This is a genomic window from Novosphingobium sp. AAP1 (assembly GCF_001295765.1).
Classification (GTDB): Bacteria; Pseudomonadota; Alphaproteobacteria; order Sphingomonadales; family Sphingomonadaceae; genus Novosphingobium; species Novosphingobium capsulatum.
This window is the reverse complement of sequence record NZ_LJHO01000004.1, coordinates 54,799-68,329: the sequence shown is the minus strand read 5'-3', so window position 1 is coordinate 68,329 and position 13,531 is coordinate 54,799. Positions and strand designations below refer to the sequence as shown.

Here is a 13,531-nt window from a genome sequence, read left to right as displayed (position 1 = left end):
GTATATATACCAATACTGTGCGTCTTGTTCCGCTGAACGTCATGCGCGGAACGATATGCCGTGTTCACGGTGAATTTATTGTCGGAACAGCTTACGCACAATTACGCGGTAATGCCGTGAGCGGCGTCGGCGCAGCGCTGGCGCCACGCGCAGCGCGGGCCAAGAGGGCGATCAAGCATCAGATGTTGAGGGAAGTGGCGCACCCGACAGGATTCGAACCTGTGACCCCTGCCTTCGGAGGGCAGTACTCTATCCAGCTGAGCTACGGGTGCGTGAAGTGGCGCCCTAGCAGTGGCGGGCAGGGCATGCCAGCGGTTTTTGCCCAGCGGTTTTTGTAAGGCCCCTGGCCACGGCATCGGCACGGCGGAAAATTAGGAATCGGTTAACAATCCCGGCCTAGCCTTTCCGCCATGGAACACCCCCCATTCCAGTCCTTCCGCGCTGGCCAAAGCCTTGATTCAGCGCCGCGCGATCCCTTGCGCGAGCAGGCGCGGCAAACGGTGCAGGGCGGCCCGCCGCCGCTGTTGCCCGGCGGCGCATCGGATGTGCTGGGGGCCGATCGGCTGGCGGCGCGGGCACGGCTGGCGGGCATGTCGCCGCTCGATACGGTGTGGATGGCGCTGCACGAGGCGGCGCGGTCGGTGGCGGTGCTGGCGGGGCGTCCCCCTGAACCGCTGCGGCCCGACGTGCGCAACTTTCCCGCGATCATGCGGGCCACCGGCGGCTGGCGGGCCGACCAGGCGCGCGACGGAATCGAAGACCTGGCTGCCGTGCTGCAACCGGGCTTGCGCGCCCTGATCGCCGCCCAGGGCCGTGCGACGCCCGAGGCGCTGCGCCAGGCCGCCCAGGCGCTGTGGCAGGAATTCGAGGCCGCGCGTGCTGCGCTGCTCGATCTGATCCCCCCGCTCAATCTTCGGCCGCAACGCTAGGGTGTGTGGGGATTCAGCCCATGGCGGGCTGCGAACGGCCGCTTTTCGCGCTTCCGGTGCTCACGTACCGAAAGTACGCTGCGCTCCGGGTCGCGAAAATCAGCCATTCTCGCTCCACCCTGACCTGAATCCCCACACACCCTAGGTTGGATCACAGCGAACCTGGCGGGCTGCGGCTTTACCTGTTCGCATTATGTTCCTAATCTGGCGGCATGTCCGATTCGATTCTCGTTCCGCCCACCGCCCCCTCGCTGTCGCCCGATGCCTTGGCCGTGGCACGCGGCGTGGCGCGGCTGTTTGCCCGCAACGATATCTGGTGTCTGGCGGAAATGCCGCTGCGCAATGGCCGGCGGGCCGATCTGATGGGGATCGATGGCAAGGGGCGGGTGGTGATCGTGGAAATCAAGGTCAGCCGCGCCGATCTGCTGGGCGATAGCAAGTGGCCGGAATACCTCGATCATTGCGACCGGTTCTATTGGGGGCTGGCACCGCATCTTGATCGCGCCGTGCTCAACGATGCGGCGTTTCTGCCGCAGGCCTGCGGCATCATCGTGGCCGATGGCTATGATGCGGAAATCGTGCGGCCGGCGCCCAGCCTGCCGCTGGCCGCCGCGCGTCGCAAGGTAGAGGTGGAGCGCCTGGCCCGCACCGCCTTGCGCCGGCAGGTGGTGGCGGCCGATCCGACCTGCGCCACCTGGGGCATCGACCATTGAGCGGGGTTTAGCCGGCCGCGGCGGCGCGCAGCACTTTGGATACCAGCGCCTGGGAGACTGACAGCACCCGTGCGGTTTCGGTCTGGGTAAGGCCGCGTGCGGCGAGCGCCACGATCTGCGCATCGCGGGCGGCACGGGCCTGGGCACCGCTGCGCCCGCTGGTTGCTGGCAATGCGCTGGGCAATTGATCCGGTTGTTCGTCTGGCGCGTTGGTCAGCGTATCGAGCGCGAGGCCAGGGCCGACGATCTCGCGCGTGGCGGTGCGGCCGTCCGCGCCGCTCGTGGCCAGGCGGGCAAGGCCGGTGGTCTTGTCGATCGACAGGGTGCAGCGCGCCACGTCCGGCTCGGCCATGGCTTGGGCCAGCAGTGCCATGACGGCCCGCGTCAGGCCTTGATCAGCCGCCGCCTTTTCCGCGTTGCGCTTGCGCTTCTTGCCCATGCTCCATCCCCGTTGCCTGCGCTTGCCGTGATCGATGGTGTATTCGTGATATGAAAAATATCACAAACTGCCGCGACGGCAAGGTTCAGATGGTGAAATCCGCCGGCACGCTTTCGTCGCCCAGGCACAGATCATCAGCGTTGAGGGTAAGCGTCAGGCAGGCGCGCGTGCCGGGCATAGCCTCGCCGGGATGCACCGCCTCGTGTGCCAAGCGTGCCCCGCGCGAGCGGGTGAGCGCATCGATCAGCCGCGTGCCAAGGCCGGTGCCATGCACGGTGCCGTCGGGCGGCATGCCCCAGCCATCGTCTTCCACGCACAGCATCAGGCGCGCCTCGGCATCAGCCTGCTGCGTCAGGCGCAGGGTGACGCGCACCTCGCCTTCGGCATCGGCCGGATAAGCATATTTGCAGGCATTGCCGACCAGTTCGTTGGCGGCAAGGCCAATGGTGACGGCAAGGTCGGTTTTCAGCCGCGCGGGATCGGCATCGACCGTCACCGTGCGCGGCCGCTGGGCCGACCAGGCATCGCCCATGTCGCTGGCCAGAGCGGCGAGATAATCGTCGATCGCCACGAATTCGACGTCATTGGTCGTGTAAAGCCGCCGGTTGACCTGGGCGATCGTGGCAATGCGCTGGTGCGCGCGATAGAGCGCATCGCGCGCGGCCTCGTTGTCCACGCTGCGCGCCTGCATCGAGACGAACGCCATGACCATCTGGAGGTTGTTGGCAACGCGGTGGTTGACCTCGCGCAGCAGGGTTTCCAGCCGGGCGTTGCTGGCGCGCAGATCCTGTTCGGCGCGGTCGCGGGCCTGGCGCAGGGCGGTGGCTTCCAGCACCTGGGCAAAGCTTTGCGCCAGAAGATCGAAGAAATCGTCGCCCACTGCCTTGACGACATAGTCCTGCGCCCCGGCTTTCAGCGCGGCCACGGCGATGCGGCTCTCTTCCGAGCCGGTGACATAGACGATCGGCGGGCAATCGGGCAGGGCGCGCAGCCCTTCGAGCGTGGAGAGGCCGTCGCGACCCGGCATGTAATGGTCCACGGCTACCAGGTCGAAAGCCTGGCTTGCGGTCATGGCGATGCCTTCATCGCCGCTGGCCGCGGTGGTTACGTCATATCCCTTGCGCGCCAGCACACGTGCGACGAGGCGCCGCAGCCCCTCGTCGTCGTCGATATAGAGAATGCGCGCGGCGGGACGGATCAGACCTCCTCCGCACTCGGGATCTGGATCACCGACAGGAACAGGCCCAACTGACGGATCGCGTCGGCAAAGCTTTCATAGTTCACGGGCTTGGTGATGTAGACGTTGCAGCCCAGGTCATAGCAGCGCTGGATTTCCACCTTGTCATCGGTAGTGGTCAGCACGACCACCGGGGTGCGGCGCAGCGGGCCATCATCGCTCTTGATCCGGGCGAGGATGTCGATCCCGCTCATGTCCGGCAGGTTGAGATCGAGCAGGACCAGCGCCGGCCCGTTGTGGCTGGGGCCGTGCTCGCTATCGAGCAGGAACGACAGCGCCGAGGTGCCATCGACGAAGTGATGGATCGTGTTGGAAATGCCGGCGCGGCGGATGTTCTTCTCGATGAGACGGGCATGACCCTCGTCGTCCTCGATCATCACGATGTTGACGGGACGTTGATTAACCATTGGCTTCTGCGCCTTTCCATTCGATCGGCAGGTTGACGCGGAACGTGGCGCCCTTGCCCAGTTCCGAAACCACTTCGATCACGCCGCCAAGGCGATAGGCAAGCGCACGAACATGCGCAAGACCGATGCCTTCGCCCGGCTGGTCCTGCACGCCAGAGCGGCGGAAAAGGTCGAAAATGCGTTCATGATCACGCGGATCGATGCCGCGACCGTTGTCCGTCACCTCGATGATGGCGCGGCCGCGCACGGCCTTGCCGCTGATGTGGATTTCACCGGCGCGGCCGGGCTGAAGGTACTTCAGCGCGTTTTCCATCAGGTTGGACAGAATCTGTTCCAGCGCGGTGCGATCGCTGGTGAGCGCGGGCAGCGGCGCGATGGTCAGCGTGGTGCCGGTTTCGGTCAGGCGGTGCTGCATCGTATCGGCAATCGAGCGGACCAGCGCGGTGAGATCGAGCGTCTCGGGCGCCAGGGTGCGGCGCCCTTCGCGCGAGAGGCGCAGGATGGCATTGATCAGCCGGTCCATCTTCTGGGTGGAACTGCGGATGAAGCCGATCGCCTCGGGCAGGTCTTCCTCTACCGCGCGCAGCACATCGGCGGGCGAGGGCACCGCAGCGCCCGCCTGCGCCGGATCGTGCAGCGAGCGGGCGATCACGTCGGTCGCCGCTTCCAGTTCGGCGGTAAAGCCCATGACGTTGACCAGCGGAGAGCGCAGATCATGACTGACAATATAGGCAAAGCGCTGGATTTCGGCGTTGGCGCGCTGCAGCTCGGTGGTGCGCGAATCGACCAGGCGTTCCAGGTCGGTATTGAGCGCGCTCAGTTCCAGGCGCGAGGCGCGCAGATCGCGCAAGGTGCGGCGCACCAGCAGGATCGTGGCACTGGCCACTGTCAGGATCAGCAGCGCGATCGCCACCAGCACCATGTTGAACGTGCGCAGGCTTTGCGCCTGCAGCGATTCGCGCTGGCGCAGCAGGGCGCGCTCTTCATCGGCCATGGCGTCGGCCACCTGGCGGATTTCGCGAATATGGACGACGACGGGATCGTGGAAGAAATCGCTGCGCAGGGCGGCCTGCGCGCTTTGGCCCTTGCTGCGCTCCGTCCTTTCGGCCTTGACGTAATCGCTCAGCAATTGCCGCATCCGGCGGATGTTGGCGGCCTGCTCGGGATTGTCTGCGGTCTTGCTCTGGACCATGTCGAGATCGGCGAGCGCGCTGGCCAATGCCTCGTCGAACAGGCCATTGAACGCGGGGTCATCGCTCAGCAGGCGGCCGCGCCGGGCGGTTTCCATGCGCTCGGCCTTGCTGGCAAAGGCGCCGATGCGCGCTTGCACTTCCAGCGTATGAGCAACCCAGCGCTCGCTGTCGGTATTGCGTTGCTGCGTCCACAACGCCGCACCGAGCCCGGCGAGCAGGGCGGCAAAGCCGATGGTCAACAGTGTCAGGATGAAGCGGTTGACCCGGGTATCCCTGCCCAGCGCGGTCAGATTCGTCGATTGCATTGAAACCCTTCCCGCGCGGCACGATCGCAAATGGCGCCGCGCGCCCGCGGTTCAAATGCCAAGCGGGCCCGTTGGTTCCACCCGCATCCCCCGACAATGGCATTTTTGCGCCGGGGCGAGCGCGGCAAGGCTGTGGCGATGCGCGGGTTGGGCATGAAAAAGGGTGCAGGCCGCGTGGCCCACACCCCTTTTTCAAGCCATCGGCGCTGCCGCTGGATCAGACCACGCGGCGCACCTTGTTGCGGTGCTGGCCGGTCGTGGCCGGGCCGCGCGGGCGGAACCGGCGCTTGGCAGCCGCTTCGCCACCGGCGTCGTGCCGGGCGGCATCGCTGCGCGGGGCATCGCTGCGACGGCGATCCTGGCCCGTGCGGTCTGCGCTGCGCGGCGCGTCGCTGCGGGGTGCGTCGCTGCGGCGCGTGTCGTCACGGCGGGGCTCGCCGCGATTGTCGGCGCGAGGGGCGTCCTGGCGCGGGCCACCATCACGGCGACCATCGCGGCGTCCGCCGTCCTGGCGGCCACCGTCGCTGCGCCCGCCATCGCGACGACCACCACCGGCGCGGCCGCGCGGCTGGTCGCGGCGCATGTCGGTGTCTTCGGCCGCGCGACGCACGGGTGCGGGCAGGCGTGCCGCATCGGCCAGGAAGTTTTCCGGCAGCGGCATGACATCGGGCTTCACCTTGGTGAGGCGTTCGATATCGCGCAGGTAGGGCTTTTCATCAGGCGCGCAGAAGCTGATCGCCACGCCATCGGCGCCGGCGCGCGCGGTGCGGCCAATGCGGTGCACGTATTGTTCGGGCACGTTGGGCAGTTCGAAGTTGAACACGTGGCTCACCCCCGAAACGTCGATCCCGCGTGCGGCAATGTCGGTTGCCACCAGCACCGGGCACGAACCCTGGCGGAACGCTTCCAGCGCGGCTGTGCGCTGCGCCTGGCTCTTGTTGCCATGGATGGCGCGGGCATCGATGCCGGCGGCCGAAAGATTGCGCGCCACGCGATCGGCACCATGCTTGGTGCGGGTGAACACGATGCCGCGATCGAGCTGCTTTTCCGCCAGCAGGCGGCGGATCGTCAGCGACAGCAGCGCCTGCTTTTCCGGCTGGTTGAGGAAGCTGACGAACTGTTCGACGCGTTCGGCCGTGGTCGATTGCGGGGCCACTTCCACGCGCACCGGGTTCTTGATGAACTGCTTGCCCAGGTCTTCGATCGACTTGGGCATGGTGGCGGAAAAGAACAGGCTCTGGCGCTTGGCCGGCAGCAGGTTGGCGACGCGCTTGAGCGCATGGATGAAGCCCAGGTCCATCATCTGGTCGGCTTCGTCGAGCACGAAGATTTCAGTGCGGCCGATGGTCAGCGCGCGGTTGTCGATCAGGTCGAGCAGGCGGCCTGGCGTGGCCACCAGGATATCGACGCCCGGCACCAGGCGGCGGGCCTGCTTGCCGATGGGAATGCCACCGAACACGCAATCGACCGTCAGGCGCAGGTTCTTGGCATAGCCCTTCATGTTGTCGGCGATCTGGGCGGCCAGTTCGCGGGTCGGCGAAAGCACCAGCATGCGGCACGACGCCGGCTTGCGCGGCTGCGGATCGGCGGCCAGGCGGTGCAGCGAGGGCAGCGCGAACGCGGCGGTCTTGCCGGTGCCGGTCTGCGCGATGCCGAGAAGATCGCGCCCTTCGAGCAGCGCGGGAATCGACTGGCGCTGGATCGGGGTGGGATCGGTGTAGCCCTTGGTTTCAAGCGCGCGGAGAATCGGCTCGGCAAGGCCAAGGTCAGAAAAATAGGACATGGAGTTCCAATGCTTTGCAATGCCTCCCATGGCCGGCCACGACAATGCGCGACAGGCCCGATGGGTGCAGGGTCGAACGTGCGACCCCTTGCGTGATAAAGGGAGGCGGGTGGGGCACGATGCGCGCAGCCGGGGCGGATCGTTTCCGTAGGGACGGTCGATCTCACGCTTGCCCGGGCCTCTGTCACCTACCGCGGGATCGCGGCGGGCGCATCGCACCTGCTGGCGCCTCCCTTAGGGGCAATGGCCCCGATACGCAAGGAAATTGCGCTGCGCTGCACCCGGGCCTAGGGCGTGGCATGGATTCTTCCGGCCCATCCGCCATGCCCGCCAGCCCCTGCACGGGGGTGTGCAGCATCGCGCCCGATAGCGGCCTGTGCCGTGGCTGTGCCCGCACCATGGCCGAAATCACCGCATGGTACCGCGCGGGAGCGGAAGAAAAGCATGCAATCCTGGCACGTTGTGAAAAACGCCTTGCCACCGGCCACGTGGCACCCTAACCGATCGGCCACGTCACTTGGGGAGTAGCCACCGCGCGTCGCGCGCGGCGCCCAGCGTCAACATGCTTGGTCGAGAGATCATGGCGCGGGCAGAGGCAGGCCGGACACGGCCCGCTGCGGGCAAGACCAAATGGCAGCTGTGTGATTCGCTCGGCCGGGCGGAAGCACGCGCTGTCGTTTGTCTTCGTCTCGCCCGGCCCGGAACGTATCACCCATGGCACCCTTGTTCGAAGCCTTCAGCACCTCCGCCGCCGTGGTCGCGCTGGCCGAAATCGGCGACAAGACCCAGCTTCTCGCCATTGTCCTGGCCACGCGGTTCAAGCGGCCAGTGCCGATCGTGCTGGGCATCCTCGCTGCCACGCTGGTCAACCATTTCCTCGCCGCCCTGGTCGGCATGGTCGCGGCCGACCTGCTCGATGGCCTGTGGTTCCGCTATGCCATTGCGGGCGGCTTCATCGCCATGGGCCTGTGGACCCTGGTGCCCGACAAGCTCGATGACGAGGACGACGCGGCGCGGCCGGCGCGCTTTGGCGCGTTCCTGACCACGGTGGTGGCGTTCTTCCTGGTGGAAATGGGCGACAAGACCCAGGTGGCGACCATCGCGCTGGGCGCGCGGTTCCACGATGCCGTGGCGGTCACGGCCGGCACGACGCTGGGCATGATGCTGGCCAATGTGCCGGCGGTGTTCCTGGGCAATGCCCTGATCGCGCGCGTGCCGATGAACCTGGTGCGCATGGTTGCCGCCGCGCTGTTCATCGTGATCGGCAGCTGGCTGCTGGCGCAGACGGCTGGTCTGGTTTGAGGGTTGGGGCGCTGCGTTGGCGCCCTTCGACAGGCTCAGGGCGAACGGGGGGGGGGCATTACCCCCCGGAACCGTTCGGGCTGAGCTTGTCGAAGCCCTTGTCGCGCGCAGCCGTTAAAACTGCGTGCGCAGCCCGTCGATCACGAATTGCGCCGCAAGCGCGGCGAGCAGCACGCCGAGCAGGCGGGTAACCACCGCCTCTACCTGTTCGCCCAGCACGCGGATGATCGGGCGGGCGGCCACCAGCGCAACAAAGCTGAGCACCATGACGACGCCCAGCGCGGCGAGCACCACTGCGGTTTCCTCGGTGCCGTGGGCGCGCGCGGTCAGCAGCATGATCGAGGCGATCGAGCCCGGCCCGGCCAGCATCGGCATGGCCATGGGAAAGACCGAGACGTCTTCCACGTGGGGCTGGGCATTGCGCACCTTTTCCGCGCGTTCCTCGCGCCGTTCGGTGCGCTTTTCGAACACCATGTCGAGTGCGATCAGGAACAGCATGATGCCGCCGGCGATGCGAAAGCTGGCGAGTTCGATGTGCAGCGCGCCGAGCAGGGCTTCGCCGAACAGGGCAAAGACCACCAGGATGCCGGTGGCGATCACGCAGGCGCGCAGCGCCATCTGCGTGGCTTGGCGCGCGCTGGCATGGGTGGTCAGCCCGGCATAGATCGGCGCGCAGCCGGGCGGATCGATCACCAGAAACAGCGTGGTGAAGGCGGACAGGAACAGTTGCAGCATGTCAGCCACCTTGGCGCTGGTCGGGGGCGGCGTCCAGATGGACAATGTCGGCCATCACGCCGTCTTTCCACTGCCAGGCGCGAAACGCGCGGCTGCCATCGGGCCGCACGGTGGATCGCCAGGCCAGGGTGCCATCGTTGGATTGCGCGGTCTGACTGTCGGACCCGGCGGGCGCGTCGTCAGCGGGAATCGCGCCAGCCAGGGGGCGCTGCACGATGGGCGCGTTCTTGGCGGGCTTGGGCGCAGGGCGATCGTCTGCGCCGGCTGGCATCGGCCGGGCCGGGCAATCGGCCACCAGGCCGATCAGGAATTCGGGCGCATCGGGCAGGCTGGCGGCCGTGCCCTCCAGCGACAGGCGCCATTGGTAGTTGCCCTTCTTGGCGTGGCGCTGCCACACCGTGGCATACCAGCCGCCGGTTCCGGTGGCGGTTTTCCAGCGGCCACGGGTGATGCCAAAGCTGCCGTCGCAGGCGATCCACGCGGCATCGGGCTGATGCGGGTGGCCCGGCATGGCATCCTTGCGGCGCAGCAGGGGATCGGCTGCCTGGCGTGGCGGCAGGATAAGCTCGGCCCCTTCGGCCATGCTGGTGGCCAGTCCCTCGCGCGGGCCCTTGGCCTGCATGGCCTGGGCCGTAGCGATATCGGCGCCGATCAGCGCGCTGGGATTGGCGATCATCCGCACGCGTCCGCCGGCCGGCTGGGCCAGGGCGGGGGCGGCAAGGCAGAAGGCAAGCGCAAGGGCGATGCCGGGGGCACGAAACAGCATGCCCCCGGTTCTATCGGATGCCGGCCCGGGGGCCAAGCAAGCACTTGGCAATGAAACGTTCCGCCAAGAACCGTGATCAGATCGCGTCAGGCGCCAGGGCCAGGCCGGCGTGGCGATAGGCCGCCACCAGCGTGTTGCGCAGCAGCACGGCAATGGTCATCGGGCCGACGCCGCCGGGCACCGGCGTGATCGCGCCCGCCACCGCAGCGGCTTCGTCATAGGCAACATCGCCGACCAGGCGCGTCTTGCCTTCCACGGCACCGGCCACGCGGTTGATGCCCACGTCGATCACCGTGGCGCCAGGCTTGATCCAGTCACCCCGGATCATTTCCGGGCGGCCAACGGCGGCCACGACGATATCGGCGCGGCGCACCACATCGGGCAGATTGCGGGTGCGGCTGTGCGCCACGGTCACCGTGCAGCTTTGCGCCAGCAGCAGCTGGGCCATCGGCTTGCCCACAATGTTGGAGCGGCCAATGACCACGGCATCGAGCCCGGACAGATCGCCCAACCGGTCTTGCAGCAGCATCAGGCAGCCCAGCGGCGTGCACGGCACGAAGCCGGCCTGGCCCACCGCCAGCCGCCCGGCATTGGTGACGTGAAAGCCATCCACGTCCTTGTCGGGGTTGATCGTGGCGATCACCTTCTGCTCGTCAAGATGGCGGGGCAGCGGCAACTGCACCAGGATGCCATCGACGGCGGGATCGGCGTTGAGCTGTTCGACCAGGGCCAGCAGCGTGGCTTCGTCGGTATCGGCGGGCAGCTTGTGTTCGAAGCTGGCCATGCCGGCTTCCACCGTGCTCTTGCCCTTGGAGCGGACATAGACCTGGCTGGCCGGGTCTTCGCCCACCAGCACCACGGCGAGGCCCGCCTGGCGCCCGGTGGCCTGCGTGAATTCGGCCGCCAGCGTGGCGATGCGCGCGCGCAGGTCGGCCGCAAAGGCCTTTCCGTCGATAACGTTGGCAGTCATGAAATCAGTACCCCGAGGCGGCCAGGCCATTGAGCAGGATCGACAGCAGGCGCAGCAGCACGATCAGCACCATTGGCGAAAAATCGATGCCACCGGTGTTCGGCATGAAGCGGCGGATCGGCGCCAGCAGCGGATCGAGAATGGCATTGAGCGCGCGCCAGATCGCGACGACCGCGTTGTTGCTGGTGTTGATCACGTTGAAGCTGATCAGCAGGCTCATCACGAACTGCACGATCACGACCATGCTGACAACGCTGATCAGGTAATCGATCATCTGGACAAGGGTATAGAGCAGCACGGGCGGCGTTCCTTATGGCGGCAGCGGTGCTGCGCTTTAGCCCAGGCTTGGCCCCAAGGGCAATCGGGTGAACGCCGCCCTTTTGCGCAAGATTTCGTTGGGTCTTGGCCCGCTCAGGGCGTCAAGGTGGTGCTGTCGATGTGCCAGCGCAGCTGCTCGGCGGTGGCGCCCGGCACATCGTTGACCCGGCGCAGCACCACTTCGCCGGTCAGGCGGCGGGCGCCGTCGATGATCGTGACCGGGGCGGTGTAATAGATTGATCCGGCCGCGCCTTCGGACTGACCGGGATCGATCGTCACGCGCGGTTGCACCAGCTTGCCCCAGCGGGCGGTGAATGCCTTGGTGTCGAGCCCGCTGCTCTTGCCGTGATCGCCCCAGAACGCGCGAACCGAGGCCCAGTCGCGCGCTTCCACCGCCGTGCCCCAGGCGGCCAGTACCTTGCCGGGATCACGCCGGGCGTTGAGCGCTGCTGCATAGGCCGGATTGGGGGCGGGATCGGCTGCGGCTGCGTCAGTCGCGGCAGGCTTTGACGCGGCATCGGGCGCGCTGTCTTCGCTCGGCAGGTCAGAAGGCGCCACGATCCAGGCCGGCGGCGTGGTCTCGGCGCTGTCGGGCGTGCTGGCAGAGGCTTGCGGTGCGGGATCAGGCCGCCGGTCACATCCCGCAAGGTTGATGACGATGGCAGAGGCGAGGGCGGTGGCCATGCAGGAACGGATCATGCCCCTAACCACGCTTGGCATCGGCTTTCGTTCCATTGGCCGTCAGTCGCGCTCGCTGCTGCCCACGCTGTGTCAGCGGTGGATCAGGGTGCCAGCGCCGCGCGCGGTGAAGATTTCGAGCAGCATGGCATGGGGCACCCGGCCATCGAGCACCACCGCTGCCTCGCACCCGGCCTCCACCGCGTGGACGCAGGTTTCCAGCTTGGGAATCATGCCGCCGCTGATCGTGCCATCGCGCGTCAGCCCGGCAATGTCGTGCGGGGTCAGGTCGGTCAGCAGGCGCTTGTCCTTATCGAGCACACCCGGCACGTCGGTCAGCAGGAACAACCGCGAGGCGCCGAGCTTGGCCGCGATCGCGCCAGCCATGGTATCGGCGTTGATGTTGTAGGTGTGCCCGTCCTTGCCCACGCCGATCGGCGCGATGACCGGGATGAAGCCGGCCGCGCTGGCGGTGTGGATGATGGTGGGATCGATCTCGGTCGGTTCGCCGACAAAGCCCAGATCGACCACGCGCTCGATATTGCTTTCCGGATCCTTGGTCGTGCGTTCCACCTTGGTGGCGGTGACCAGGCCGGCGTCCTTGCCGGAAATCCCCAGCGCCTTGCCCCCGGCTGCCGCGATCCAGCTGACCAGTTCCTTGTTGATCTTGCCCGACAAGACCATCTCGGCCACTTCGGCCGTGGCGGCATCGGTCACGCGCAGGCCATCGATGAAGTGCGATTCCACGCCCAGCTTCTTGAGCATCGCGCCGATCTGCGGGCCGCCGCCATGCACCACCACCGGATTCACGCCCACGGCCTTGAGCAGCACGATGTCCTCGGCAAAATCGCGCGCGGCATCGGGATCGCCCATGGCGTGGCCGCCATACTTCACCACAAAGGTCTTGCCGGCATAACGCTGCAGATAGGGCAGCGCCTCGGTCAGCGTTTCCGCCTTGGCGAGCATGCTGGTGCGATAGGAGTCGGTCTGATCGATGTTCGTGGCCATGATGGCGGCGCCTTAGCCGTCTTCGACCGAATTTGCAGTGGTTATTTGCGCCGTGAAGATTTGTGTCAGGCGCGATCGAGCCGGCGGCCCAGCCGCACCGCCAGCCAGATCAGCGGCGGCACCATCAGCGTGGACAGCAGCAGCTTGGCGCCCAGCTGCCCGGTCATCAGCGCGCCGATCGGCAGCTGGTGTCCATCAGCGCCCTTTTCGCCCCAGAACGACAGCGTGATGAACAGCACGGTATCGGCCACCTGGCTGAGCAGGCTGGCGAGCCAGGCGCGCAGCAGCAGCCGCTGCCCCTGGCCGCCGCCGATGCGGGCAAAGACATGCACGTTGAGTGTTTGCGACACGCCATAGGAAATCAGCCCCGCCAGCTGCATCCGCGCGCCCTGGCCCAGCACCGTGGCAAAGGCTTCCTGTCCCTGCCAGAACGGCGCGGGCGGCACGGCGTGGATCACCAGGGTCAGCAGCACCATCGAGACGATCAGCGGGATGAAACCCAGCCGCACCAGCGTGGTCGCGGCCTTCTGGCCATAGAGTTCGGCCGTGGTGCTGGACAACACAACCAGCAGCAGAAAGCAGAAAATGCCCGATTCCACCGCCAGATTGCCCACCACGGGCCAGGTGCCCAGGCTTGCGATCTTGGCCCCCAGCACGCCGGCAAGAACCACTAACCCGCCGTAAAGCAGGGAAAATACGAACAGTGCGCGGGGCAGGGAGACGGTCTGCGGCGCGGATGAAGGCATCT

16 protein-coding genes and 1 tRNA gene are annotated in these 13,531 nt (G+C 66.9%); 4 read left to right on the top strand and 13 right to left on the bottom strand.

What is annotated here, in order from left to right; all coding sequences use genetic code 11:
- Positions 1-195: 195 nt before the first annotated feature.
- Positions 196-272: transfer RNA gene (locus IP65_RS10040), tRNA-Arg, on the bottom strand.
- A gap of 138 nt (positions 273-410) precedes the next feature.
- On the opposite strand from IP65_RS10040, the gene IP65_RS22170 reads away from it, so the two are divergent.
- Both IP65_RS22170 and IP65_RS10030 read left to right on the top strand, forming a co-directional pair.
- Positions 411-929, top strand: coding sequence for a hypothetical protein (locus tag IP65_RS22170; protein WP_082350073.1), 519 nt, complete (start codon positions 411-413; stop codon positions 927-929).
- Between the two features lie 212 nt (positions 930-1,141).
- Positions 1,142-1,642: an MmcB family DNA repair protein gene (locus tag IP65_RS10030; protein WP_054131624.1), complete on the top strand. Its 501-nt coding sequence runs from the start codon at positions 1,142-1,144 to the stop codon at positions 1,640-1,642.
- A gap of 7 nt (positions 1,643-1,649) precedes the next feature.
- On the opposite strand, the gene IP65_RS10025 is transcribed toward IP65_RS10030, so the two are convergent.
- The 5 genes from IP65_RS10025 to IP65_RS10005 all read right to left on the bottom strand — a co-directional run bounded on the left by IP65_RS10025 (position 1,650) and on the right by IP65_RS10005 (position 7,006).
- Positions 1,650-2,081, bottom strand: a complete 432-nt coding sequence (locus tag IP65_RS10025; protein WP_054131623.1) for a hypothetical protein — start codon at positions 2,079-2,081, stop codon at positions 1,650-1,652.
- 85 nt (positions 2,082-2,166) lie between these two features.
- Positions 2,167-3,252, bottom strand: coding sequence for a sensor histidine kinase (locus tag IP65_RS10020; protein WP_255352196.1), 1,086 nt, complete (start codon positions 3,250-3,252; stop codon positions 2,167-2,169).
- Between the two features lie 26 nt (positions 3,253-3,278).
- Positions 3,279-3,725, bottom strand: a complete 447-nt coding sequence (locus tag IP65_RS10015; RefSeq protein WP_054131621.1) for a response regulator — start codon at positions 3,723-3,725, stop codon at positions 3,279-3,281.
- Entirely contained in the window at positions 3,718-5,223 is a 1,506-nt protein-coding gene (locus tag IP65_RS10010; RefSeq protein ID WP_054131620.1) for an ATP-binding protein, read from the bottom strand. Before IP65_RS10010 ends, IP65_RS10015 begins: the two co-directional genes overlap by 8 nt.
- Before the next feature lie 217 nt (positions 5,224-5,440).
- On the bottom strand, positions 5,441-7,006 hold the full coding sequence (locus tag IP65_RS10005; protein ID WP_054131619.1) for a DEAD/DEAH box helicase: 1,566 nt from the start codon (positions 7,004-7,006) through the stop codon (positions 5,441-5,443).
- 44 nt (positions 7,007-7,050) lie between these two features.
- On the opposite strand from IP65_RS10005, the gene IP65_RS22210 reads away from it, so the two are divergent.
- Positions 7,051-7,506 carry a DUF1289 domain-containing protein gene (locus tag IP65_RS22210; protein WP_369801256.1) on the top strand — a complete coding sequence of 152 codons (456 nt, stop codon included), beginning with the start codon at positions 7,051-7,053 and terminating at the stop codon, positions 7,504-7,506.
- A gap of 214 nt (positions 7,507-7,720) precedes the next feature.
- Positions 7,721-8,308 (top strand): TMEM165/GDT1 family protein, encoded by a 588-nt coding sequence (locus tag IP65_RS09995; RefSeq protein ID WP_054131617.1) that lies wholly within the window; start codon positions 7,721-7,723, stop codon positions 8,306-8,308.
- A 114-nt stretch (positions 8,309-8,422) separates the two neighbouring features.
- On the opposite strand, the gene IP65_RS09990 is transcribed toward IP65_RS09995, so the two are convergent.
- The 7 genes from IP65_RS09990 to IP65_RS09960 form a co-directional block, all read right to left on the bottom strand.
- Complete coding sequence (locus tag IP65_RS09990; protein WP_028657678.1) at positions 8,423-9,043, bottom strand: MarC family protein; 621 nt, start codon at positions 9,041-9,043, stop codon at positions 8,423-8,425.
- 1 nt (position 9,044) lies between these two features.
- Entirely contained in the window at positions 9,045-9,809 is a 765-nt protein-coding gene (locus IP65_RS09985; RefSeq protein ID WP_054131616.1) for a hypothetical protein, read from the bottom strand.
- A 76-nt stretch (positions 9,810-9,885) separates the two neighbouring features.
- A complete protein-coding gene (gene folD, locus IP65_RS09980) occupies positions 9,886-10,779 on the bottom strand; it encodes a bifunctional methylenetetrahydrofolate dehydrogenase/methenyltetrahydrofolate cyclohydrolase FolD (RefSeq protein ID WP_054131615.1) in 894 nt (297 codons plus the stop codon).
- Between the two features lie 4 nt (positions 10,780-10,783).
- The gene (locus tag IP65_RS09975; RefSeq protein WP_022675599.1) at positions 10,784-11,077 is read right to left on the bottom strand and encodes a YggT family protein; all 294 of its coding nucleotides are present in this window, start codon (positions 11,075-11,077) and stop codon (positions 10,784-10,786) included.
- A 113-nt stretch (positions 11,078-11,190) separates the two neighbouring features.
- Complete coding sequence (locus IP65_RS09970; protein ID WP_054131614.1) at positions 11,191-11,781, bottom strand: hypothetical protein; 591 nt, start codon at positions 11,779-11,781, stop codon at positions 11,191-11,193.
- Between the two features lie 87 nt (positions 11,782-11,868).
- Positions 11,869-12,783: an acetylglutamate kinase gene (gene argB, locus IP65_RS09965; RefSeq protein ID WP_022675597.1), complete on the bottom strand. Its 915-nt coding sequence runs from the start codon at positions 12,781-12,783 to the stop codon at positions 11,869-11,871.
- Between the two features lie 65 nt (positions 12,784-12,848).
- Positions 12,849-13,529: a queuosine precursor transporter gene (locus tag IP65_RS09960; protein WP_054131843.1), complete on the bottom strand. Its 681-nt coding sequence runs from the start codon at positions 13,527-13,529 to the stop codon at positions 12,849-12,851.
- Positions 13,530-13,531 lie beyond the last annotated feature (2 nt).